The sequence below is a fragment of the Gordonia hankookensis genome, from assembly GCF_014673215.1.
GTDB classification, from domain to species: Bacteria; Actinomycetota; Actinomycetes; order Mycobacteriales; family Mycobacteriaceae; genus Gordonia; species Gordonia hankookensis.
In genome coordinates, this window is sequence record NZ_JACWMS010000004.1 from 89,472 (window position 1) to 108,271 (window position 18,800).

General features: G+C 66.5%; 16 protein-coding genes and 2 tRNA genes. 5 read left to right on the forward strand and 13 right to left on the reverse strand.

The features are described 5' to 3' along the window. Positions 1-9 precede the first annotated feature (9 nt). The 12 genes from IDF66_RS18590 to IDF66_RS23985 form a co-directional block, all read right to left on the reverse strand. Positions 10-2,067, reverse strand: coding sequence for a neutral/alkaline ceramidase (locus IDF66_RS18590; protein WP_190268126.1), 2,058 nt, complete (start codon positions 2,065-2,067; stop codon positions 10-12). A gap of 49 nt (positions 2,068-2,116) precedes the next feature. Next, complete coding sequence (locus IDF66_RS18595; protein WP_190268127.1) at positions 2,117-2,737, reverse strand: TetR/AcrR family transcriptional regulator; 621 nt, start codon at positions 2,735-2,737, stop codon at positions 2,117-2,119. A gap of 21 nt (positions 2,738-2,758) precedes the next feature. Continuing rightward, complete coding sequence (locus IDF66_RS18600) at positions 2,759-4,234, reverse strand: flavin monoamine oxidase family protein (protein WP_190268128.1); 1,476 nt, start codon at positions 4,232-4,234, stop codon at positions 2,759-2,761. A 280-nt stretch (positions 4,235-4,514) separates the two neighbouring features. Then, positions 4,515-4,676, reverse strand: a complete 162-nt coding sequence (locus IDF66_RS18605) for a hypothetical protein (RefSeq protein WP_190268129.1) — start codon at positions 4,674-4,676, stop codon at positions 4,515-4,517. Between the two features lie 70 nt (positions 4,677-4,746). Beyond that, a complete protein-coding gene (locus tag IDF66_RS18610) occupies positions 4,747-5,823 on the reverse strand; it encodes a threonine aldolase family protein (RefSeq protein ID WP_190268130.1) in 1,077 nt (358 codons plus the stop codon). Between the two features lie 96 nt (positions 5,824-5,919). Next, a tRNA-His gene (locus IDF66_RS18615) sits at positions 5,920-5,992 on the reverse strand. A 103-nt stretch (positions 5,993-6,095) separates the two neighbouring features. Continuing rightward, on the reverse strand, positions 6,096-6,695 hold the full coding sequence (gene orn, locus IDF66_RS18620) for an oligoribonuclease (RefSeq protein WP_190268131.1): 600 nt from the start codon (positions 6,693-6,695) through the stop codon (positions 6,096-6,098). 196 nt (positions 6,696-6,891) lie between these two features. Further along, positions 6,892-7,713, reverse strand: coding sequence for a mycolate reductase (gene cmrA / locus IDF66_RS18625; RefSeq protein ID WP_190268132.1), 822 nt, complete (start codon positions 7,711-7,713; stop codon positions 6,892-6,894). A 67-nt stretch (positions 7,714-7,780) separates the two neighbouring features. Then, on the reverse strand, positions 7,781-9,844 hold the full coding sequence (locus IDF66_RS18630) for an NADPH-dependent 2,4-dienoyl-CoA reductase (RefSeq protein ID WP_190268133.1): 2,064 nt from the start codon (positions 9,842-9,844) through the stop codon (positions 7,781-7,783). Positions 9,845-9,884: 40 nt separating this feature from the next. Continuing rightward, positions 9,885-10,430: a PadR family transcriptional regulator gene (locus IDF66_RS18635; protein WP_190268134.1), complete on the reverse strand. Its 546-nt coding sequence runs from the start codon at positions 10,428-10,430 to the stop codon at positions 9,885-9,887. A gap of 70 nt (positions 10,431-10,500) precedes the next feature. Further along, a complete protein-coding gene (locus IDF66_RS18640; protein WP_190268135.1) occupies positions 10,501-12,174 on the reverse strand; it encodes an ABC transporter ATP-binding protein in 1,674 nt (557 codons plus the stop codon). Between the two features lie 95 nt (positions 12,175-12,269). Continuing rightward, complete coding sequence (locus IDF66_RS23985; protein ID WP_263282343.1) at positions 12,270-12,401, reverse strand: hypothetical protein; 132 nt, start codon at positions 12,399-12,401, stop codon at positions 12,270-12,272. 218 nt (positions 12,402-12,619) lie between these two features. Here IDF66_RS23985 and IDF66_RS18645 point away from each other — a divergent pair, with 218 nt between their 5' ends. Further along, on the forward strand, positions 12,620-13,918 hold the full coding sequence (locus IDF66_RS18645) for a uracil-xanthine permease family protein (RefSeq protein ID WP_190268136.1): 1,299 nt from the start codon (positions 12,620-12,622) through the stop codon (positions 13,916-13,918). An 11-nt stretch (positions 13,919-13,929) separates the two neighbouring features. Next, a complete protein-coding gene (locus tag IDF66_RS18650) occupies positions 13,930-14,106 on the forward strand; it encodes a hypothetical protein (protein WP_223309856.1) in 177 nt (58 codons plus the stop codon). 89 nt (positions 14,107-14,195) lie between these two features. On the opposite strand, the gene IDF66_RS18655 is transcribed toward IDF66_RS18650, so the two are convergent. Beyond that, positions 14,196-14,272: transfer RNA gene (locus IDF66_RS18655), tRNA-Arg, on the reverse strand. Between the two features lie 54 nt (positions 14,273-14,326). Here IDF66_RS18655 and IDF66_RS18660 point away from each other — a divergent pair. From IDF66_RS18660 to ettA, 3 genes are all read left to right on the forward strand, one after another. Beyond that, complete coding sequence (locus IDF66_RS18660) at positions 14,327-16,354, forward strand: cytochrome c oxidase assembly protein (protein WP_190268138.1); 2,028 nt, start codon at positions 14,327-14,329, stop codon at positions 16,352-16,354. Between the two features lie 122 nt (positions 16,355-16,476). Further along, entirely contained in the window at positions 16,477-16,914 is a 438-nt protein-coding gene (locus IDF66_RS18665) for a single-stranded DNA-binding protein (RefSeq protein ID WP_190268370.1), read from the forward strand. A gap of 206 nt (positions 16,915-17,120) precedes the next feature. Beyond that, positions 17,121-18,794, forward strand: a complete 1,674-nt coding sequence (ettA, locus tag IDF66_RS18670) for an energy-dependent translational throttle protein EttA (RefSeq protein WP_190268139.1) — start codon at positions 17,121-17,123, stop codon at positions 18,792-18,794. Positions 18,795-18,800: the final 6 nt, after the last annotated feature.

Below are 18,800 nucleotides of genomic sequence, written 5' to 3' on the forward strand. Positions count from 1 at the left end.
GATCGTCGATCAGCCGACCCGGAACTCCGTCGAGATGCCGCTGAACGACCGGGTGGATCCGTTGTCGGCCCGGCTGTCCCCGTGGTACCGGATGCGGAACCGGCCGGCGGTGCCCGACGGAATCGTCCACTCGATCCGGATCACCGAGGCCTGGGACTCACCGGCCGGACGCCGCCAATGGAGTTCGGTCTCCCAGTCGTTGTCGTCGGCAACGGTGGTCCAGGACATACCGTCTCGCCGTTGGATCTCGAGGTAGGTCCCGCCGGTGCGCAGCCGGTTGTTCGGGTGCGCACCGGCGAATTCGGCGACCGCCACCTGACCCGTCCGGTACCGACCCGCCGGGCGGGTCAGCAGGTCTCCGTAGCCGCGGCCCGCCACCGGACGGTCGGGCGGAACCGGTGGCAGCAGGTCGGGCTGGAATCCCGACTTGTTCAGCGGGGCAGGGCCCCGGCCGAGTGGGCTGCCCGACGCCATCGCCGCGGCCAGTGCGTGGAACTCCTGCATGTAGGCCGACAGTGTCCATCGCCCGAATTGGGTCTCGCCGCCCTCGTATTGCTGGGCGTCGTACTCTTCGGGGGTGGTCACGTATTGCGTGTAGGAATTCGAATAGCCCTGCACCAGAACGTTGTCGGGGTCGATCCGCAACGCATCGGCGACGACGGTCCGTAGTCGGAGACCCGCGACGATGGTCACCTCGGCGGGCACCGCGACGAGGACGAGATCTCCGATGCGGAGGATCTGCAGCGGGACGACCTGGGGTATCCATGGTGCCGGCGGCATGATCCCGAGCGGGAACAGGATGAACTTGGGGGCCTGCATGTCGCGGATCCACGGGGAGATGGGCGGTCGACGGTCGCCGCCGAACGCGGAGACCAGCGGGTTGGTCGTGCCCTCTTTCAGGAACGGGAGCTGAGATTTCCAGTTGTCCTCGGTGCTGGTCGCGGCTGCGGCGGCGCCCATCATCGCCGGCGTCGTGGCGGCCGGCCTGCCCTCGGGAGTGTATGCACCGTCGATCGTCACCGCAGACATGTCGACGTAGCGCACGATGGAGTCGACACCGCCGCGGGACATCTGACGCGCGTCGTCGAACGCGGTTCGGCCTGCCAGGTATTGGCGTTCGCCGATCATCTCGCAGTTCGTCTTGTTGTCGGAGGTCGGACCGCCCGGATGCATCTTCACCAGGTTGAGATTCGGTGTCATGTCACCGCTGTTGGTCTGCGGGAAGGCCGCGACAAAGCCGGGATGGGTGCGCTCCCAGCGGTAGCTGGCGTAGCCCTTGTTGTCGCCGGCGATGAGCCGATTGCGATCGGTCAGTGACGTGCCGTGGGTGGAGAACCAGGTGATGGCGCCGATGTCGTTGTCGCCCTGCCGGAATCGCAGCACGGTGACCTTGGGGTCGATGGCCTCGGGGAAATGCTTTCGATCGGAGCCGGGGTTGAGGTCGAACGCGACCTTCGACCGGTTGCGGCTCGCGTTGTGCAGTTCTCCGTGGCCCAAGGAGAGCGTCCCGGGTGCGAGATTCTCATGCGCGCGGACGATGGCCGTGTAGATCCCGTTCAGCTCGGCCTCATAGGAGTTCTTCTTGAAGCCGTAGGCCGCAAGAGAATATGCGAAGTCCCAGGCCGTTCCCCCACAGGAGGCGTGACTGTGCGTTGCATTGAGATTGACGTTGCGCTCGGTGTATCGGGAGCCGAATCTCTGGCGGAGCAAGGGCATCAGGCCCATGTGGTGCGACTCGAAGAGACAGGCGATGTCCGCGGTCACGAACACCACTCGCTCCCCGGTGGCGCGGTCGACGATGATGTAGGCCCGTGCCCAGCAGCGCTGGAGGAGGCCTGCCGCGACCTGGTCGGCGTCGGAGTACCCCATCATGCCCTGGCCGGCGATCGCGCCGGTGATGTCGGCGATACCGCAACCGACGAGGAGGTCGGTACTCCCCGTGCCGGGCACCGGGCCGGACGCCTTCGGCGCCGCGTCGGCCACCGGCGGCCCAGCGGTGAGTGCGGCGCCGCCTGCGACGGCCGTCGCCGCAACCCCGGCGAGGAGCTGTCTACGTGTCACGTCCATGATCTGTCCCCCTGTCGATCTCGCGTCATCGTCGACGCACAGATGTTGATCAGCTCGAGCGTGTGCGGGTCACGTGGCCGAGAAGCAGCGTCACGGTCGCCTCGGCGACGCGTTCGCAGACAGCGCGGTCGCGCGTGTTGAGATAGGCGAGGGTGATCCCGTCCGTTGCCGCGACCACGAGCGGGGCCAGTTCGTCGGTCGGACGGTCCCATTCGACTCCGGCCTGCTCGGCGCCGACGTCGAGCCCGTATGCGATGGCCTCGTAATAGCGGCGGTACATGTCGGCGCCGAGCCCGGCGAGCCCGGCGGTCTGCCTCGCGTACTGGTTGAGTGAGATCATCGCCTGCTCACGGTCCGGATCCTCGATCAGACCGTCTATATAGCCGAACAGGCTCTCTCGCAGCATGATCCGGATTCCGTCGAAGCCGCCGATGCCATCTGCCGATGCGGCCGTCAGCGCGTCGGCGATCACTGCCAACTCCGTGTCGGTACCGCGCTCCACCAGCGCGGCCAGCAGGTCGTCCCGCGAAGAGAAGACATAGTGGAATGTCGACAGCGTCATCCCCGCCTCGGCGCAGATCGCCCGCGTGGTGGCGCCGTCGACGCCGTCGCGGGCGATCACCCGAAACGCTGCGTCGAGCAGCAACTCGCGGCGCCTCTCGACAGGCATCCTGGCCATGATGTGCGCGGATCAGCGGAGGTCGGCGAGGACTTCGCGTGCGGCGCGCCGGCCCGATCGCACCGCACCGTCCATGTATCCGGTCCAGTAGTCGGCGGTCTCGGTGCCTGCCCAGTGGATGGGGCCGACCGGATCACGCAGTGCCGGGCCGTATCTGGTCAAGGTCCCCGGCGAGCTGACCGCAACCGGACCGCCCTGCGACCACTCCTCGAGATCCCACTTGAACACGCCGTAGTCGATGAGATCGCGCGCCTCCGGACCGAAGTAGTCGACGAAGTTGCCGACGCACTCACGCACGATCTGACTCTCCGGTGCGTGATCGAGTCTGCGCATGGCATCGGCGGAGATGAACCCGATGAGTATGTGACGACCTTCGGCATGACTCTCGAAGGTCACATCGATCGGCCGCCCGTTGCCGATCACTTGACCGGAGAAACCCTTGTCCCGCCAGAACGGTCGTCGGTAGACCGCGGAGAACTTGCTGACCGCCCCCATGTGGAACCCGCGACTGAGGGCGACGCGTGCGGCAGGCAGGCCGGGTCGGTACCTGATCTGACCGCTGATCGCCGGCGACATCGCGACGATGACCTTGCGTGCGCGGAATGTCCCGGCATCGCTGTTGACCGAGGCGATCCCGCCCGTGTGGTCGATGGAGCGAACCGGCGCGTTGTACACGACACGTCGCCCGAGGGCGTTCGCCATGCGCAACGGGATCAGCGCCGCTCCGCCCTCGAAGAGACTCTCCTGCGCGCCGCCGTCGGTGCTCAGCAGGCGGATGAGCGTTCCGGGATTGTTCTCGTCGCCCGACGCCGCGATGTAGTTGATGTAGTAGAGGGCCGAGACCTCGTCGGGACGCACGGAGAGGGCGGCCGACATCGCGATGCTGGTGAGCATGCGTGCGGTCGGGTCAGAGGTGATGGAGTCGGTGTACTGCTTCCAGGTGATCGAATCCAGGTGGCGGGCATTCGGATGCTTCCAGGCTTCGCCGACCGGGTAGGGGAGCAGGGCCTCGGCCTGGGCGCGGGCCAGTGCCGGCAGCGCCGCGAGGGTCGAGAACTCCGCGGGCAGCGGTAGCGCCGCGGGCATCCGGGTGCCCTTGTCCGTGTTCCAGAAGACGCTGTCGCCCTGGTTGTAGGTGCGGATCGACCGCACATCGTATTCGCGCGCGAGGCCGGCGATGTGGTTCTGCGTCGGCCCGATGAACTCTGCTCCGGCATCGAGGGTGGCGCCTGCCCTCGGCGTGGTGATGTTGTGGACCCGCCCACCAGCCCGGTTGCGGGCCTCCAACACGACGACGGACGCTCCGGACTCGCTCAGGGTCTTGGCCGCCGACAACCCGGACAGTCCGCCACCGACCACGATCGCATCGACCGTGTCGCCGGGAGCGGCCGCCGCGCGACCGCTGCCGAGTGTGGCCACGCCGGCGACCGCGCCCGCGGTCGCGACTGCGCCGCCCAGAAAGACGCGGCGTGAGATGTCTTGGCTCATGAAGGTTTCCGATCCTGACCAGGGACTGCTGGAGTCCGCCACGGGGTACGACCAAACGTTAGGGTCCGAATGTTCAGGTCATTTGACCTGAAGTAACGGCAGAGTAACAGGTGCCTGTGTCGTACGTCTCGGAGGTCGTGGTGTTTCGGACCCGGTCACCCTGGGTGGACACCATCGAAATCACCCCACCGCCGACGAATCATCCCTGCGGTGCGCGGGGCATCGTCGGCGACGGGGTGGAGTGGAAGGCGAACCACGAGGACGTGATCCGCTGGTCGCGCTACTTGTACTTCTTGATGATCTTGGCCGCCTCATCGGCGTCGACATTCTTCGCCACGAGCTTGGCGTTCTTGGTCTTCCGGATGGAGTACTTGCCATCCTTCTTCGCCGCGGCAACGTGCAGACCGACCTTCTTGGCCGCCTTGTTCAGATCCTCGAGCATGCGCGGGATGGTACGGGATGGAGGTGAACAGTCGGCGTCGCGACTCAGGTGGCCCGCGGCGACCGGGCGGCTACGCCGCGTCCTGCGCCCGTCGGATCGCCGCCACGAGCGCATCGACCGCGTCCGGCGTCGTTGCGTGGGATGTGACGAGTCGCGCGACACCCGGCTCGGGGTGGCCGTGATGAAAGACGAAGCCGTCGTCGGTGAGTGCCTCGACGGTCGCATCTGGCAGGTGGCAGAACACGATGTTCGCCCCACCTGTTCCGCGCACGTGCACGTGCGGGGTGGCGCGTAGGCCGTCGACGAGGCGCTCGGCCATCGCGTTGGCGTGGCGAGCGTTGCGCATCCAGACGTCGTCGGTCAGGTACGCGGCGAGTTGGGCGGACTGAAAACGCATCTTCGAGGTGAGCTGCCCCGCCCGCTTGACCCGATAGGCGAGTTCCGTCCCGAGTGTCGTGTCGAAGGCGACCACGGCATCGGTGGTGAGGCCGCCGTTCTTCGTCACCCCGAAGGAAAGGATGTCGACGCCCGCGCGCCAGGTCATCTCGGCCGCAGTGATATCCAGTGCGACAAGCGCGTTCGTGAAGCGAGCGCCGTCCATGTGTACCCGGAGGCCCGCGTCGTGGGCGATCGTGGTCAAGGCGCGGATCTCGTCGACGGTGTAGACCGATCCGCTCTCGGTGGCCTGCGTGATGCTGACGACCTGGGGCTGGGCACTGTGGATGCTGCCGACACCGGCGCGCACGGCACGACCGAGTTCGTCGGGATCGATCTTGCCGTCCGGGCCGTCGAGGGGGATGAGCTTTCCGCCCGAGGTGAAGAACTCCGGCGCGCCGCACTCGTCGTAGAAGATGTGGCTCCCGCGATGACAGAGGACCGACCCCCACGGATCGAGGAGGGTGGCCAGGGCCAACCCGTTGGCCGCGGATCCCGTCGACACGCAGTGCACGATCGCCTCGTGGCCGAAGACTTCGGTGACCTTGCGTCGGGCTTCCACGGTGTACGCGTCCTCGCCGTACGCGAGGTGTCCGCCTGCCGATGCGCGTGCGACGGCTTCGACGATCTCGGTCGAAGCACCGACAGCGTTGTCGCTGGCGAACATCCGATCGGCCGGGTGGCGCACGAGCGTGGCGTCCGATTCAGGCATGAGCACAAGTGTAGGTGGATCGAGCAGCAGCCCTCGGAGTCGCCGACGAACAATGCCCCACCTGCGACAGCGCAGGTGGGGCATTGATTCTGTCGGGGTGGATGACGGGACTCGAACCCGCGACAGCCAGGATCACAACCTGGTGCTCTACCAACTGAACTACATCCACCATCGGCGTCCGTCACCCAGGATCGCTCACCGGGTTCCAGAGCCAAGGTCATACTCTAGCCGGTCGGGCCGCCCGAACTCCAATCGGCAGGCGGTGCGCGTGTTCACGCAGGTCCGAGGTCCTTCACGATGGCAGCGAGGTCGTCGGCGTCAGGACCGGGTGCCGCCACGAAGACGGCTGTCCGGTAGTACTTCAGCTCGCGGATGGACTCCCGTACGTCGGCGAGTGCGCGGTGGGCGAGTCCCTTCTCGGGCTGCCCGTAGTAGATCTTCGGGTACCAGCGGCGGCACAGCTCCTTGATCGAGCTCACGTCGACCATGCGGTAGTGCAGGTAGGCGTCGAGTTCTGGCATGTCCCGGGCGATGAAGCCGCGGTCGGTGGCGATCGAATTGCCCGCCAGTGGCACGGCGCCTGCCGTGGTCACCTGGGTACGGATGTAGTCGAGGACCTGCTTCTCGGCTTCTGCGACGGTCACCGTCGAGGCGCGCACCTCGTCGGTCAGGCCAGATGCCGCGTGCATCTTGGTGACCACGTCCGGCATCGCCGCCAGGTCGTCGTCGGAAGCGTGGATCACGATGTCCACGCCGTCACCGAGGACGTTGAGTTCGCTGTCGGTGACGAGCGCGGCGATCTCGATCAGCTTGTCCGATTCGAGACGCAGACCGGTCATCTCACAATCGATCCACACCAGTTTGTCCTGCATCCGGTCAACCTTAGTCGTCGGTGCCGTTCGCGACGGGTGGTGATGGCCATTGTTTGCCGTGGTGCACGTGCTGATACGGCCACGTGGATGACAGGACAGCTGTGTGACCGACCCCGAGAACGCCGCGACATCGATGCGGCGGCGCGGGAGCGGACCATCTGTTGACGATGGGCTCCGGCACATGCGCTTGTCAGAACTACGGATTCGCAGGGTCGTCGCCACCGAGTCGGCGATAGAAACTGCCGACGATCGGCGCGACGACCGCGCGCGGACTGTAACCACCTGCCACCGACATCGCTTTGGACAGGGTGCCCGGAACCACGCGCATCTTGTTGTTCTCCAACGCATCCAGGCTCAACTCCGCGACCTTGGCGCTGGAGTGCCAGAGGAAGTCGGGGACCACACGATCGACGATCGAGGCGTCTTCGGGAGCGGGTGTCGAGGTGCGTACCGGGCCGGGGGCGAGCAGCGTCACGTGGACGCCCCGGGGACCGACCTCACCGCGCAGCGACTCGCTGAACGAGTTCACGAAGGCCTTCGTGGCCGCATAGGTGGCGTTGTTGGGGATGGGCATGTTCCCGGCGGCCGAACCCACCATGAGGATGCCGCCGGAACCACGGCGCACCATCTGGGGCAGCACCGCCAGGGTCAGGTCATGGACGGCGTTCACGTTCAGGCGGACCTGTGCGCGCTCGTAGTCGGGGTCGAGCTCGCTGAGGGCCCCGAACGTCGAGATGCCCGCGTTGTTGCAGAGGACGGAGATCTCACGGTCGGCCAGCTCGGCGCAGAAGACCTCCACGGCGCACGGATCCGACAGATCCACTGCCCGGACCTCGGCCTGGACATCGTGGCGTGTGCGGATTCGGGCGGAGAGATCTTCGAGGATGTCGCCGCGCCGGGCGACCAGGATGAGCGAGTGCCCGCGCGCGGCCAAGTCCCAGGCGAGGGCCATCCCGATGCCCGATGAGGCGCCGGTCACCACGGCGCGGGCGGACTCGTTCGGCGCAGGTATACCCATGACAGAAATCCTAGTCGGGCGCCGACCGCCGGCCGGCGCCCGAGGGATTCGTGACTCGATCGCTTTCTCAGGCGATACCGGCGGCCACCTCGGTGCCTTGGCGGATGGCCCGCTTGGCGTCGAGTTCGGCGGCCAGGTCGGCACCACCGATGACGTGGGTGGTCACGCCGGCCACGGTCAGCGGATCGACGAGCTCGCGCACCGATTCCTGACCGGCGCACACGACCACGTTGTCGACCTCGAGCACACGCGTCTCGGTCACCGAGCCGTCCTCACCTCGGAAGCTCAGATGCAGGCCCTGATCGTCGATCTTGTCGTAGGTCGCTCCGCTGATCTGCTCGACGCCCTTCATCTTGACCGTGGCGCGATGCACCCAGCCGGTGGTCTTGCCGAGCGTCTTGCCCTGTCGGCCGGATTTGCGCTGCACCAGGAACACCTCACGCACCGCGGGGAGCGGGCGGGGCTTGGTGACGAAGCCGGGCTTCGAGAGATCTTCGCTCACACCCCATTCCTGTTCCCATTCCTTGAGATTCAGGGTCGGCGACTCATCGACGGTCAGGAACTCGGTGATGTCGAAGCCGATTCCGCCTGCCCCGATCACGGCGACCCGCTTGCCGATCTCACGGTGACCGAGGACGGCATCGGCGTAGGACATGACCATCGCATGGTCGATGCCGGGGATCTCCGGCATCCGCGGGGTGACCCCGGTCGCCACGATCACCTCGTCAAACTCGGCCTCGATGATCTCCTCGGCGGTGACCCGGGTGTCGAGGTGCACCGTGACATTGTTGACCTCGAGCTGGCGGGTGAAGTATCGGATGGTCTCGTTGAACTCTTCTTTGCCGGGAATCCGTGCGGCGATGGAGAACTGGCCACCGATGTGCTCGCCTGCCTCGTACAGGTGCACCTTGTGACCGCGCTGGGCGGCCGACACCGCCGCCGACAGGCCTGCAGGCCCGGCGCCGATCACCGCGACCCGCTTGGCCCGGCGGGTGGCGCCGAGCGTGAGGGTGGTCTCGCGTCCCGCACGGGGGTTGAGCAGGCAGGACACCTTCTTGCCGACGAATGCGTGATCGAGGCAGGCCTGGTTGCATCCGATGCAGGTGTTGATCTCGTCGGCGCGACCGGTCTCGGCCTTCGCGGCGAAGTCGGGGTCGGCGAGCAGCGGGCGCGCCATCGAGACCGCGTCGACCTTGCCGCGCTCGAGGATCTCCTCGGCGACCTCGGGGGTGTTGATGCGGTTGCTGGCGATCAGCGGGATGGACACCTCGTCGCGGAGCCGCTCGGTGAACTTCACGAAGGCGGCGCGCGGCACCGAGGTCACGATGGTCGGCACGCCGGCCTCGTGCCAACCGATGTCGGTGTTGATCGCATCCACGCCGTATTCCTCGGCCTTGCGGGCCATGAGCGCGATCTCGTCCCACGTCTGGCCCTTGCGGACGAAATCGGCGATCGACTGACGCAGGATGACCGGGAAGTCGCGCGGCACCTGGCGGCGGATCTCTTTGATGATCTCCACCAGGAAGCGCTGCCGGTTCTCGGTGGAGCCGCCCCACTTGTCGGTGCGGTCGTTGGTGTGCGGGCAGAGGAACTGATTGATCAGATAGCCCTCGCCGCCCATGATCTCGATGGCGTCGTATCCGGCTCTGCGGGCGAGTTTGGCGGAGCGGCCGAACGAGCGGATCACGTGCCGGATGATCTGTTCGGTCATCTGCAGATGCTTGAACGGGTGAATGGGGGAGGGTTCCGAACCCGCGGCGACCTTCAGCGGTGTGTAACCGTATCGGCCTGCATGGATGAGCTGCATCGCGATCTTGCCGTCCTCGCGGTGAACGGCGCGGGTGATCCGCTGGTGCCGCTTCACATCCGCGACATTGGTCATCTTGCCGGCGAAGGGCAGCAGGAGTCCGGTCCGCGACGAGCTGAACCCGCCCGTGATGATCAGCCCGACCCCACCCCGAGCGCGCTCGGCGTAGTAGGCGGCGAGCTTGTCGGTGTCCCAGACGCGATCCTCGAGTCCGGTGTGCATGGAGCCCATGACGAGCCGATTCTTCAGTGTCGTCCCGCCGAGCGCCATGGGCTCGAACAGTCTCGGATAGTGCGGATTCGGTGCGGCCGTGTGGGCTGACATGGCGACCTTTCGGATTCGATGGATGACCGGCTGGGGCCGGTCAGGCGGACAGCTCTCGTTCGAGTGCGGCGATGACCTCGTCGCACCATTCGATGAAGCCTGCTTCTTGGCGGATACCGCCGCGCAGCACCAGATATTGATGCAGTTTGCGGCCGGTGAGCGTGTCCGGATCCGGGTAGTAGCTCTCTTCGAATCCGGTGAAGATCTTGAGCTGGGCGACGTGCTCGTCGCGGTGCACCTTCAATTCGCCGATGATGGCGGAGAGGTCGCCGAACTCGGCCGCTCGCAGCTTCACACCCAGGTCGCTTCGAAGGGGCTGCATCGGCGTCGGGCTCGTCGCCCACGCCGACAGGACCTCTCGGCCGGCGTCGGAGATGGTGTAGACCTTCTTGTCCGGCCGGCCGTCCTGGGTGATCGACTCGAAACTGACCAGCCCGTCGGAGTGAAGCTTTTTGAGCGTGCGATAGATCTGCTGATGTGTCGCCGACCAGAAGTAGCCGATCGACCTGTCGAACTGCCGGCCGATCTCGTAACCCGTACCGGGTCGCTCGGCCAGCGACACGAGAATCGCATGCTCGAGTGCCATGGGGTCACGCTAGCAGTGCACCAACGCACTATGCAACTAGGTTCATATCCGCCGCGCAGGCGGCGGGCGGTCAGGCGATGGCGGCGCTACGGCTGTGCAGGCGTCCGTCCCGGAGCTCGAGGACGTCGTCGGCGATCTCCGTCACCCGGGCATCGTGGGTGATGAGCAGGGTGGACCGCCCGCGTGCGAGGCGACGCAACGGTTCGAGGATGCGCTGCGCGGTGGCGTCATCGAGGCCCGCGGTGGGTTCGTCGAGGATCAGGACCGGACTGTCGCGCAGAAACGCGCGCGCCATGGCGATCCGTTGCCGCTGACCGCCCGACAGCGTGAGGCCGTCCTCGCCGAGGGGCGCGTCATAACCGAGCGGCAGATCCGAGATGAATCCGTCGGCATCGGCCGCGATGGCCGCGCTGATGATCTCCGCACGGGATGCATCGGGACGACCGTAGGCGATGTTGTCGGCGACGGTGGCCGCCTTGATGATCGGCTGCTGGGGGAGCAGGGTGACGTGATCACGGATCGAATGGCCGGTGAGCGTGGTGAAGTCGTTGCCGCCGAGCATGATCCGACCGTCGTCGGGATTCTCGAAGCGACACAGCAATGACGCCAGGGTCGACTTTCCGGCGCCACTGCCCCCGACGAGGGCGGTGATCTCGCCGGGCCGCAGGTCCAGGGAGACGTCGTCGAGGATGGTGACGCCGTCGCGGCGCAGCGTCACGCCGCGGACCGCGACGTCGTGACCGGGCCCGGTGTGCGCCACAGCGTCCTCGCGATCCGAGTCGGTGGGGACGAGGTCGAGGAGTTCAGAGATCCGTTCCGCGCTCACCACGGCGGAGGCGAGCGACAGCCGAACCTCTGCGAGTTCCTGCATCTTCGGATACAGCATGCCGAGGTAGCCGGTGAGCGCGAGCAGTTCTCCGACGCTGAGGGCACCCTGGCGGACCTGCCAGACGCCCGCGACGGCGATGGCGAGGGTCACCACCACCTGCCCGAAACCCATGACGGCGCCGAAGCCGGCCTCGATCCGCGTCTGTGACATCCGGGCGCCGAGCCAGGTGACGCCGTGGCGGTGCAACCGCGCGTGTTCGCGGCTCTGCTGGTTGTAGGCGACCGCGGTCTCATGTCCGCTGAGGGCGGTCTGGACGGCGATGGCGATGTCGGCGTTGGCAGTTCGCTCGTCGCGGGTCACGATGGTCTGACGGCGGCCGTAATAGGCCGAGATCACCCACAGGATCGGTACCGCTGCGATGGCGACCAGTGCAACCTGCCAACTCATGATGAACGCCGCGACGACGAGGCCGATGGTGTTGGCCACCGCGATGACGAATTGCATGACGCCGGATCCGACGAGATACTCGACCGCTTCGAGGTCGCTGGAGTGTCGGGTCACGAGGTCGCCGAGGCCGAAACGTCGATGGATGACCGGATTGAGCCGCTGTACGTGGGCGAACAGCGAATCGCGCAGGCGTAGGACCACCCGCTCGGAGATGCCGATGGCGGTGACCTGACCGTAGTAGTCCGCGCCGGTGGAGACCGCGGTGATGAGCAGCCACAGAGCCGCCAACTCGGCGAAGCGGACGGCGCTGTCGGCGGTGAGCGCTCCGTCGATCACGTCGGAGAGCACGAAGATCGCGATGATCTCGCAGCCGGCGGCGACGAGTAGAAGTGTTGCGGCCAGCGCGAATCGGGCGCCTTCGCCCTTCAGGGCGGGGAAGAAGCGGCGGAAGGCTTCGCGTGCGGTCATCCTGTGATCCGATCGATGACGTGCGGCGTTCCGAGACCATACGTGTGGCGGTATGGCCGCGGAACGCTGCGGTGGTGGTCAGAAACGGGTGGTGATCAGAACCACGCCCAGTCCCACCGATGCAGACGCCGGTTCCAGACGCGACGACGGCGACGCTTGCGAGGGGGTGCGGGATGCTGCTGCTGCGGGCGAGGGCCGTTTCCGTGCTTGGGTCCTGGCTGAGGCATGAGTGCTTCTCCTTGTGTTCGGGCCGGCAACATTGCCGACGTGGAGAAAGCTATGGGCGCCACCTTCGGACGGCCTTGGCCGTAGCTGGCAGAAGGCTGTCAGATCGGAGTCGTCTGCTGTTCCGGGGCACCGATCGTGCCGTCGCGATCTCCGCCGCCCTCGCGCGGACGCTCGGTAAGCGCGCGGACGCAGGGCGTCATGTCGCACACTGATTCCCATGGCGACAACGGACACGCGAACGGGTGGATTCTTGTCCTGGCGGAAGGTCGACGGCGGGGGAGTCATCGCACCTGACGAACGCCTCAGCTGGCCTCGAACGGTGGGTATCGGACTACAGCACGTCGTGGCGATGTTCGGCGCGACCTTCCTCGTCCCGGTGCTCACCGGATTCCCGCCGTCGACGACACTGCTGTTCTCCGGGATCGGCACGGTGCTGTTCCTGCTGATCACCCGCAACCGGCTACCCAGCTATCTCGGTTCGAGTTTCGCGATCATCGCCCCGGTGCTGGCGGCCACCGCCTCCAACGGCCAGTCGGCCGCGCTGGGCGGGATCGTGGTGGTGGGAGCGCTGTTGATCGTGATCGGCGCGATCGCACACTTCGCGGGTATCGGCTGGATCGAGATCCTCATGCCACCGGTCGTGACCGGCACGATCGTTGCGCTCATCGGGCTGAATCTCGCGCCGACCGCGAAGACGAATTTCGAGAAGGACCCGGTCATCGCGACGGTGGTGCTGGTGCTGCTCGTCGCGTCCGTGGTGCTGTTCCGAGGGCTGTTGGGGCGCCTGGCGATCTTCTTCAGCGTGATCCTGGGGTACGTGATCTCGCTGATCTTCGACAAGGTGGACACCAGCGGTATCGGCGATGCCGCGTGGGTCGGCCTCCCCGAGTTCCACACCCCGACATTCCATCTCTCGGTGATCCCGATGTTCTTGCCGGTCGTGCTCGTGTTGCTGGTGGAGAACATCGGCCATGTGAAGTCGGTCGCGACCATGACCGGGAACAACTACGACCGCCGGATCGGCCGCGCGCTGGTCGCCGACGGATTGGCCACGGCGCTCGCCGGCAGTGGCGGCGGTTCGGCCACCACGACCTACGCGGAGAACATCGGCGTGATGGCGGCGACGAAGGTGTATTCGACTGCCGCGTACTGGATCGCGGGTGTGGTGGCGGTGCTCCTCGGACTGTCACCGAAGGTCGGGGCAGTGATCGCCGCGGTGCCGGCCGGCGTGCTCGGTGGCGTCACGACAGCGCTGTACGGGCTGGTCGGCGTCCTCGGTGTGCACATCTGGGTGACCAATCGAGTGGATTTCTCCAGGCCGGTCAACCAGTTCACCGCAGCAATCCCGCTGGTGATCGGGATCGCCGACTTCACCTGGGTCGTGGGGGATCTCGACTTCGGCGGTATCGCCCTGGGTGCCGCAGCGGCGCTGGTCATCTTTCACTCGATGTCGCTGATCGGACGGTGGCGCGGCACGGTACCGCGCGAGCGCGCCGGCGACGAGAGTTCACGCTGACGACACTGAACGTGCGTCTGCTGTCGGACGGACGGCTCGCGGCCAGGGCGTACGGGCGGCCCACGCGTGGCGGGCGCGGGACCTACACGTCGTTCCGGGTTCCCGACGATCCCGAGATCTCGACTCTGATCGATCGGGCTGCGGCGCGCGCTGCGACCTTGTGGTCGGGTCATCGCGGACTGGGGTGACGTAGCCGAGATCACACGGCGGAGGGCGCCTGCGTCGAGTTCTTTCGACGACGGCGGGTGCACCGCCGCTGGTGCGGACGAGGATTCGGTGGTGCCCCCGGCAGGACTCGAACCTGCGACCTAGGGATTAGAAGGCCCTTGCTCTATCCACCTGAGCTACGGAGGCAGCGCCGCTCGGGGCGGCAGCGTGGGCGAGTATATCCCGTCCTAGAGTGGTGCCATGACCAGCGCAACGCCGACAGTTCCGGCCGAGCCCGGCCGGGACGCGATGCGTGAGCAGCGAGGCGCGGCGGCGGGCCTGTCGTGGGCGCTCGGTTGGCTGGCCGGGATCGTCGCGATCCTCGTGACGGCGATGTCGGCGGCGACGGCGGTGCAACTCGCCGGTGTGCCCGACCCGGGGTGGCTGACGACCTATGGGCTGCCCGCGGTCACCGCGATCGGTGAGGTGAGTGCCGCGATCGCTCTCGGGTCGGCCGTCTTCGCCGCGTTCTTCGTGCCGCCGCAGTCCGACGGTGTGCTCGACGTCGGTGGCTATCGAGCGATCCGGATCGCGGCGACCGCCGCCCTCACCTGGGGTGTCTGTGCCGTCCTGTTGATCCCGTTGTCGATCTCCAACGTGAGTGGGCAACCACTGTCGGCGTCGCTGAAACCGGCGAACCTGATCAACTCGTACTCGCAGGTCGCCGATGCCCGCACCTGGCTGTGGACGGCGATCTTCGCGGTGGCCGCCGCGGCCCTGGCACGGGTGATCCTGAAGTGGGGGTGGACGTTCGGCGCTATCGCGCTGATGGTGCTGAGCCTGATGCCCGCGGCGCTCGCCGGCCATTCGTCGACGGGTGGCAACCACGACGTGGCCACCAACAGCCTGATCGTGCACATCGTCGGCGCGACGGTGTGGATGGGTGGGCTGTTCGCAGTGGTCGTCTACGCCCTGGCCGATGGGCGCTGGCGGGTGCTGGCGGTACGACGGTTCTCCCGCGTCGCGTTCTGGAGCATCCTCGCGGTCGGCGTGAGCGGGGTGATCAACGCACTCGTCCGGATGCCGCTCGGCGATCTCTTCACCGACACCTACGGGCGGCTGGTGCTGGCCAAGACCTGTGCACTGGTCGTGCTCGGCGCGCTGGGGGCCTGGCATCGGCGGGTGACCATCGCACGTCTGGAGGACGAGCCGGCGCCGCGGTCGACGTTCGTCCGTTTCGGCATCGTCGAGACGCTGGTGTTCGCCATCACCTTCGGACTGGCCGTCGGCCTGTCCCGGACCCCACCGCCGGCCGGCGAGAACGCCGACGTCTCCGCGGTCGAGGCACAGATCGGATACCGGATCGACGCCGCGCCGTCGCTGTGGCGGATTCTGGTGGACTGGCGGTTCGATCTCCTGTTCGGGACGCTCGCGATCATTCTGGCCATCGTCTATCTGCGCGGGGTGGTGCGGCTCCGGCGCCGTGGGGACGACTGGCCGGTCGGGCGGACGGTGGCATGGATTCTCGGCTGCGCGCTGTTGCTGTTCACGACCTCGTCTGGTCTCGGCAGATACTCGCCAGCGATGTTCAGCATGCACATGATCGCGCACATGCTGATGTCGATGATGATCCCGGTCCTGTTGGTCCTGGGCGGGCCGGTCACGCTGGCGCTGCGTGCGTTGCGGCCGGCCGGAAAGGGCAATCCCCCCGGGCCGCGGGAGTGGATCCAGTCGGCCATCCACAGTGGGCCGTCGCGGTTCCTGACCCACCCCGCGGTCGCGGCGATCCTGTTCGTCGGCAGCTTCTACGTCCTCTACCTGGGCGGTGTGTTCGAGGCGGTGGTGCCGTATCACGCGGCGCACATCCTGATGAACGTGCACTTCCTGCTCAGCGGCTACCTCTTCTACTGGATCGTGATCGGCATCGACCCCGCGCCCCGTCAGGTCCGACCGGTCGCCAAGCTCGGCATCGTCATGGGTTCGTTGCCGTTCCATGCGTTCTTCGGGGTGGCCCTGATGATGACCAGTGCGGTCATCGCCGAGGGGTACTACCGCAGTCTGAACCTGCCGTTCGCCTACAACCTGTTCGACGATCAGCGCGCAGGCGGTGGAATCGCCTGGGCGGCAGGCGAGATACCCCTGGTGGTGATCATGCTCGCGCTCCTCGTGCAATGGCGGCGTCAGGACGAGAAGCAGGCTCGCCGTTACGATCGCCGGGCCGCGCGTGACCACGACGCGGACCTCGAGAGCTACAACGAAATGCTCAAGGATCTCCACAACCGCACATGATCGCCGACGATTCCGCGGACTTGTCCACAGATCAGGCTGCGGATCGTTTCGCGGCCCTCGCGTCATCGATGCTGGCACCAGCCACGACAACGCGTGGCGCGGGAGAACCCGAGGAGTCGAGCATGTACGAGACCTACACCACCATCATCGGCACTGTTGTTTCCGAACCACGGCGCAGGCAGACCACCACCGGGGAGGAGGTGATCTCCTTCCGCGTGGCGTGCAACTCGCGACGGATCGACAAGCGCAGTCAGGAATGGATCGACGGTCCGACCCTGTATCTGACCGTGAGTTGCTGGCGTCGGCTGCTGGCGGGAGTCGGTCTCGCGGTCGCGAAGGGGCGCCCGGTCATCGCCCACGGGCAGATCAAGACCAACGAATACGTCACCGCCGATGGGGAGAAGCGCTCCGACCTCGAGATGACCGCCAGCGCGGTGGGACTGGACCTGAGCCGGTGTGTGGTCACCTACCAGGGCACACCAGGAGCGGCAGGCCACGCGCGGGTGGTGGAGGCGGTCGACCGATCGACGTTAGATCACGCCGCCCCCAGCGCGGCGTGATCCTCGTCCGGCCGCCACGGCCGGTGACCGTTGTGCCCGGATGGGTACAACGGTCACGGCCTCGCCGGCCGGTGGCGAGTCACCGGACGACACCGCGCCCCGGCGCGCCCACTAGGCTGGTGGGCGTGAGTGCGCGCTATCGCGTGCATCGGAGGTCAACGGCTGACGCCAGCCGACAATGAGCGCAGGTCTGAAGGAGTTTTTCTGTGGCTGAGTTCATCTACACGATGAAGAAGGTGCGCAAGGCGCACGGCGACAAGGTCATCCTCGACGATGTCACCATGTCGTTCTATCCCGGTGCCAAGATCGGCGTCGTCGGGCCGAACGGCGCCGGCAAGTCGTCGATCCTGAAGATCATGGCCGGACTCGACCAGCCGTCGAACGGCGAGGCCTTCCTCGACCCCGACGCCACCGTCGGCATCCTGCTGCAGGAGCCTCCCCTCAACGAGGAGAAGACGGTCAAGGAGAACGTCGAGGAGGGCATGGGCGAGATCAAGGTGAAGCTGGACCGCTTCAACGAGATCGCCGAGCAGCTCGCCACCGACTACTCGGACGAGTTGATGGAGGAGATGGGCAAGCTCCAGGAAGACCTGGACAACAACGACGCGTGGGACCTGGACTCGCAGCTCGAGCAGGCAATGGACGCTCTGCGGTGCCCGCCTGCCGACTCGCCCGTCACCCATCTCTCCGGTGGTGAGCGCCGACGCGTAGCCCTGTGCAAGCTCCTGCTGCAGAAGCCCGATCTGCTGCTCCTCGACGAGCCGACCAACCACCTCGACGCCGAGAGCGTGCTGTGGCTCGAGCAGTTCCTGGCCGGGTACCCGGGCGCCGTCCTCGCGGTCACCCACGACCGGTACTTCCTGGATCACGTCGCGGGCTGGATCTGTGAGGTCGACCGCGGCAAGCTGCACCCCTACGAGGGCAACTACTCCACCTACCTGGAGAAGAAGGCCGAACGTCTCGAGGTCCAGGGCAAGAAGGACCAGAAGTTGCAGCGCCGCCTGAAGGAAGAGTTGGCGTGGGTCCGCTCGGGAGCCAAGGCGCGTCAGACCAAGAACAAGGCCCGTCTCGCGCGCTACGAGGAGATGGCGACCGAGGCAGAGAAGACCCGCAAGCTCGATTTCGAGGAGATCCAGATCCCGACCCCGCCACGTCTGGGTGACGTGGTGGTGGAAGTCAACAACCTCGACAAGGGTTTCGACGGGCGGGTGCTGATCAAGGACCTGTCCTTCACCCTGCCGCGCAACGGCATCGTCGGCGTGATCGGCCCCAACGGCGTCGGCAAGACGACCCTGTTCAAGACGATCGTCGGCCTCGAGGAGCCCGATTCGGGCTCGGTCAAGGTCGGCGAGACGGTCAAGCTGAGTTACGTGGATCAGAACCGCGCGAACATCGATCCCAAGAAGAACGTCTGGGAGGTCGTGTCCGGTGGGATGGACTTCATCGAGGTCGGCCAGAACGAGATGCCGTCGCGCGCGTACGTGAGCGCATTCGGCTTCAAGGGCCCCGACCAGCAGAAGCGTGCCGAGGTCCTGTCCGGTGGTGAGCGCAACCGCCTGAACCTGGCGCTGACCCTCAAAGAGGGCGGAAACCTGATCCTGCTGGACGAGCCGACCAACGATCTCGACGTCGAGACCCTCGGTTCGCTGGAGAACGCTCTCGAGAAGTTCCCCGGCTGCGCCGTGGTGATCTCGCACGACCGGTGGTTCCTCGACCGCACCTGTACCCACATCCTCGCGTGGGAGGGCAACGTCGCCGAAGGTCAGTGGTTCTGGTTCGAGGGCAACTTCGAGGCCTATGAGGCCAACAAGTTGGAACGTCTCGGTGCCGACGCAGCGCGGCCGCATCGGGTCACGCATCGCAAGCTCACCCGCGACTAGTTCGTG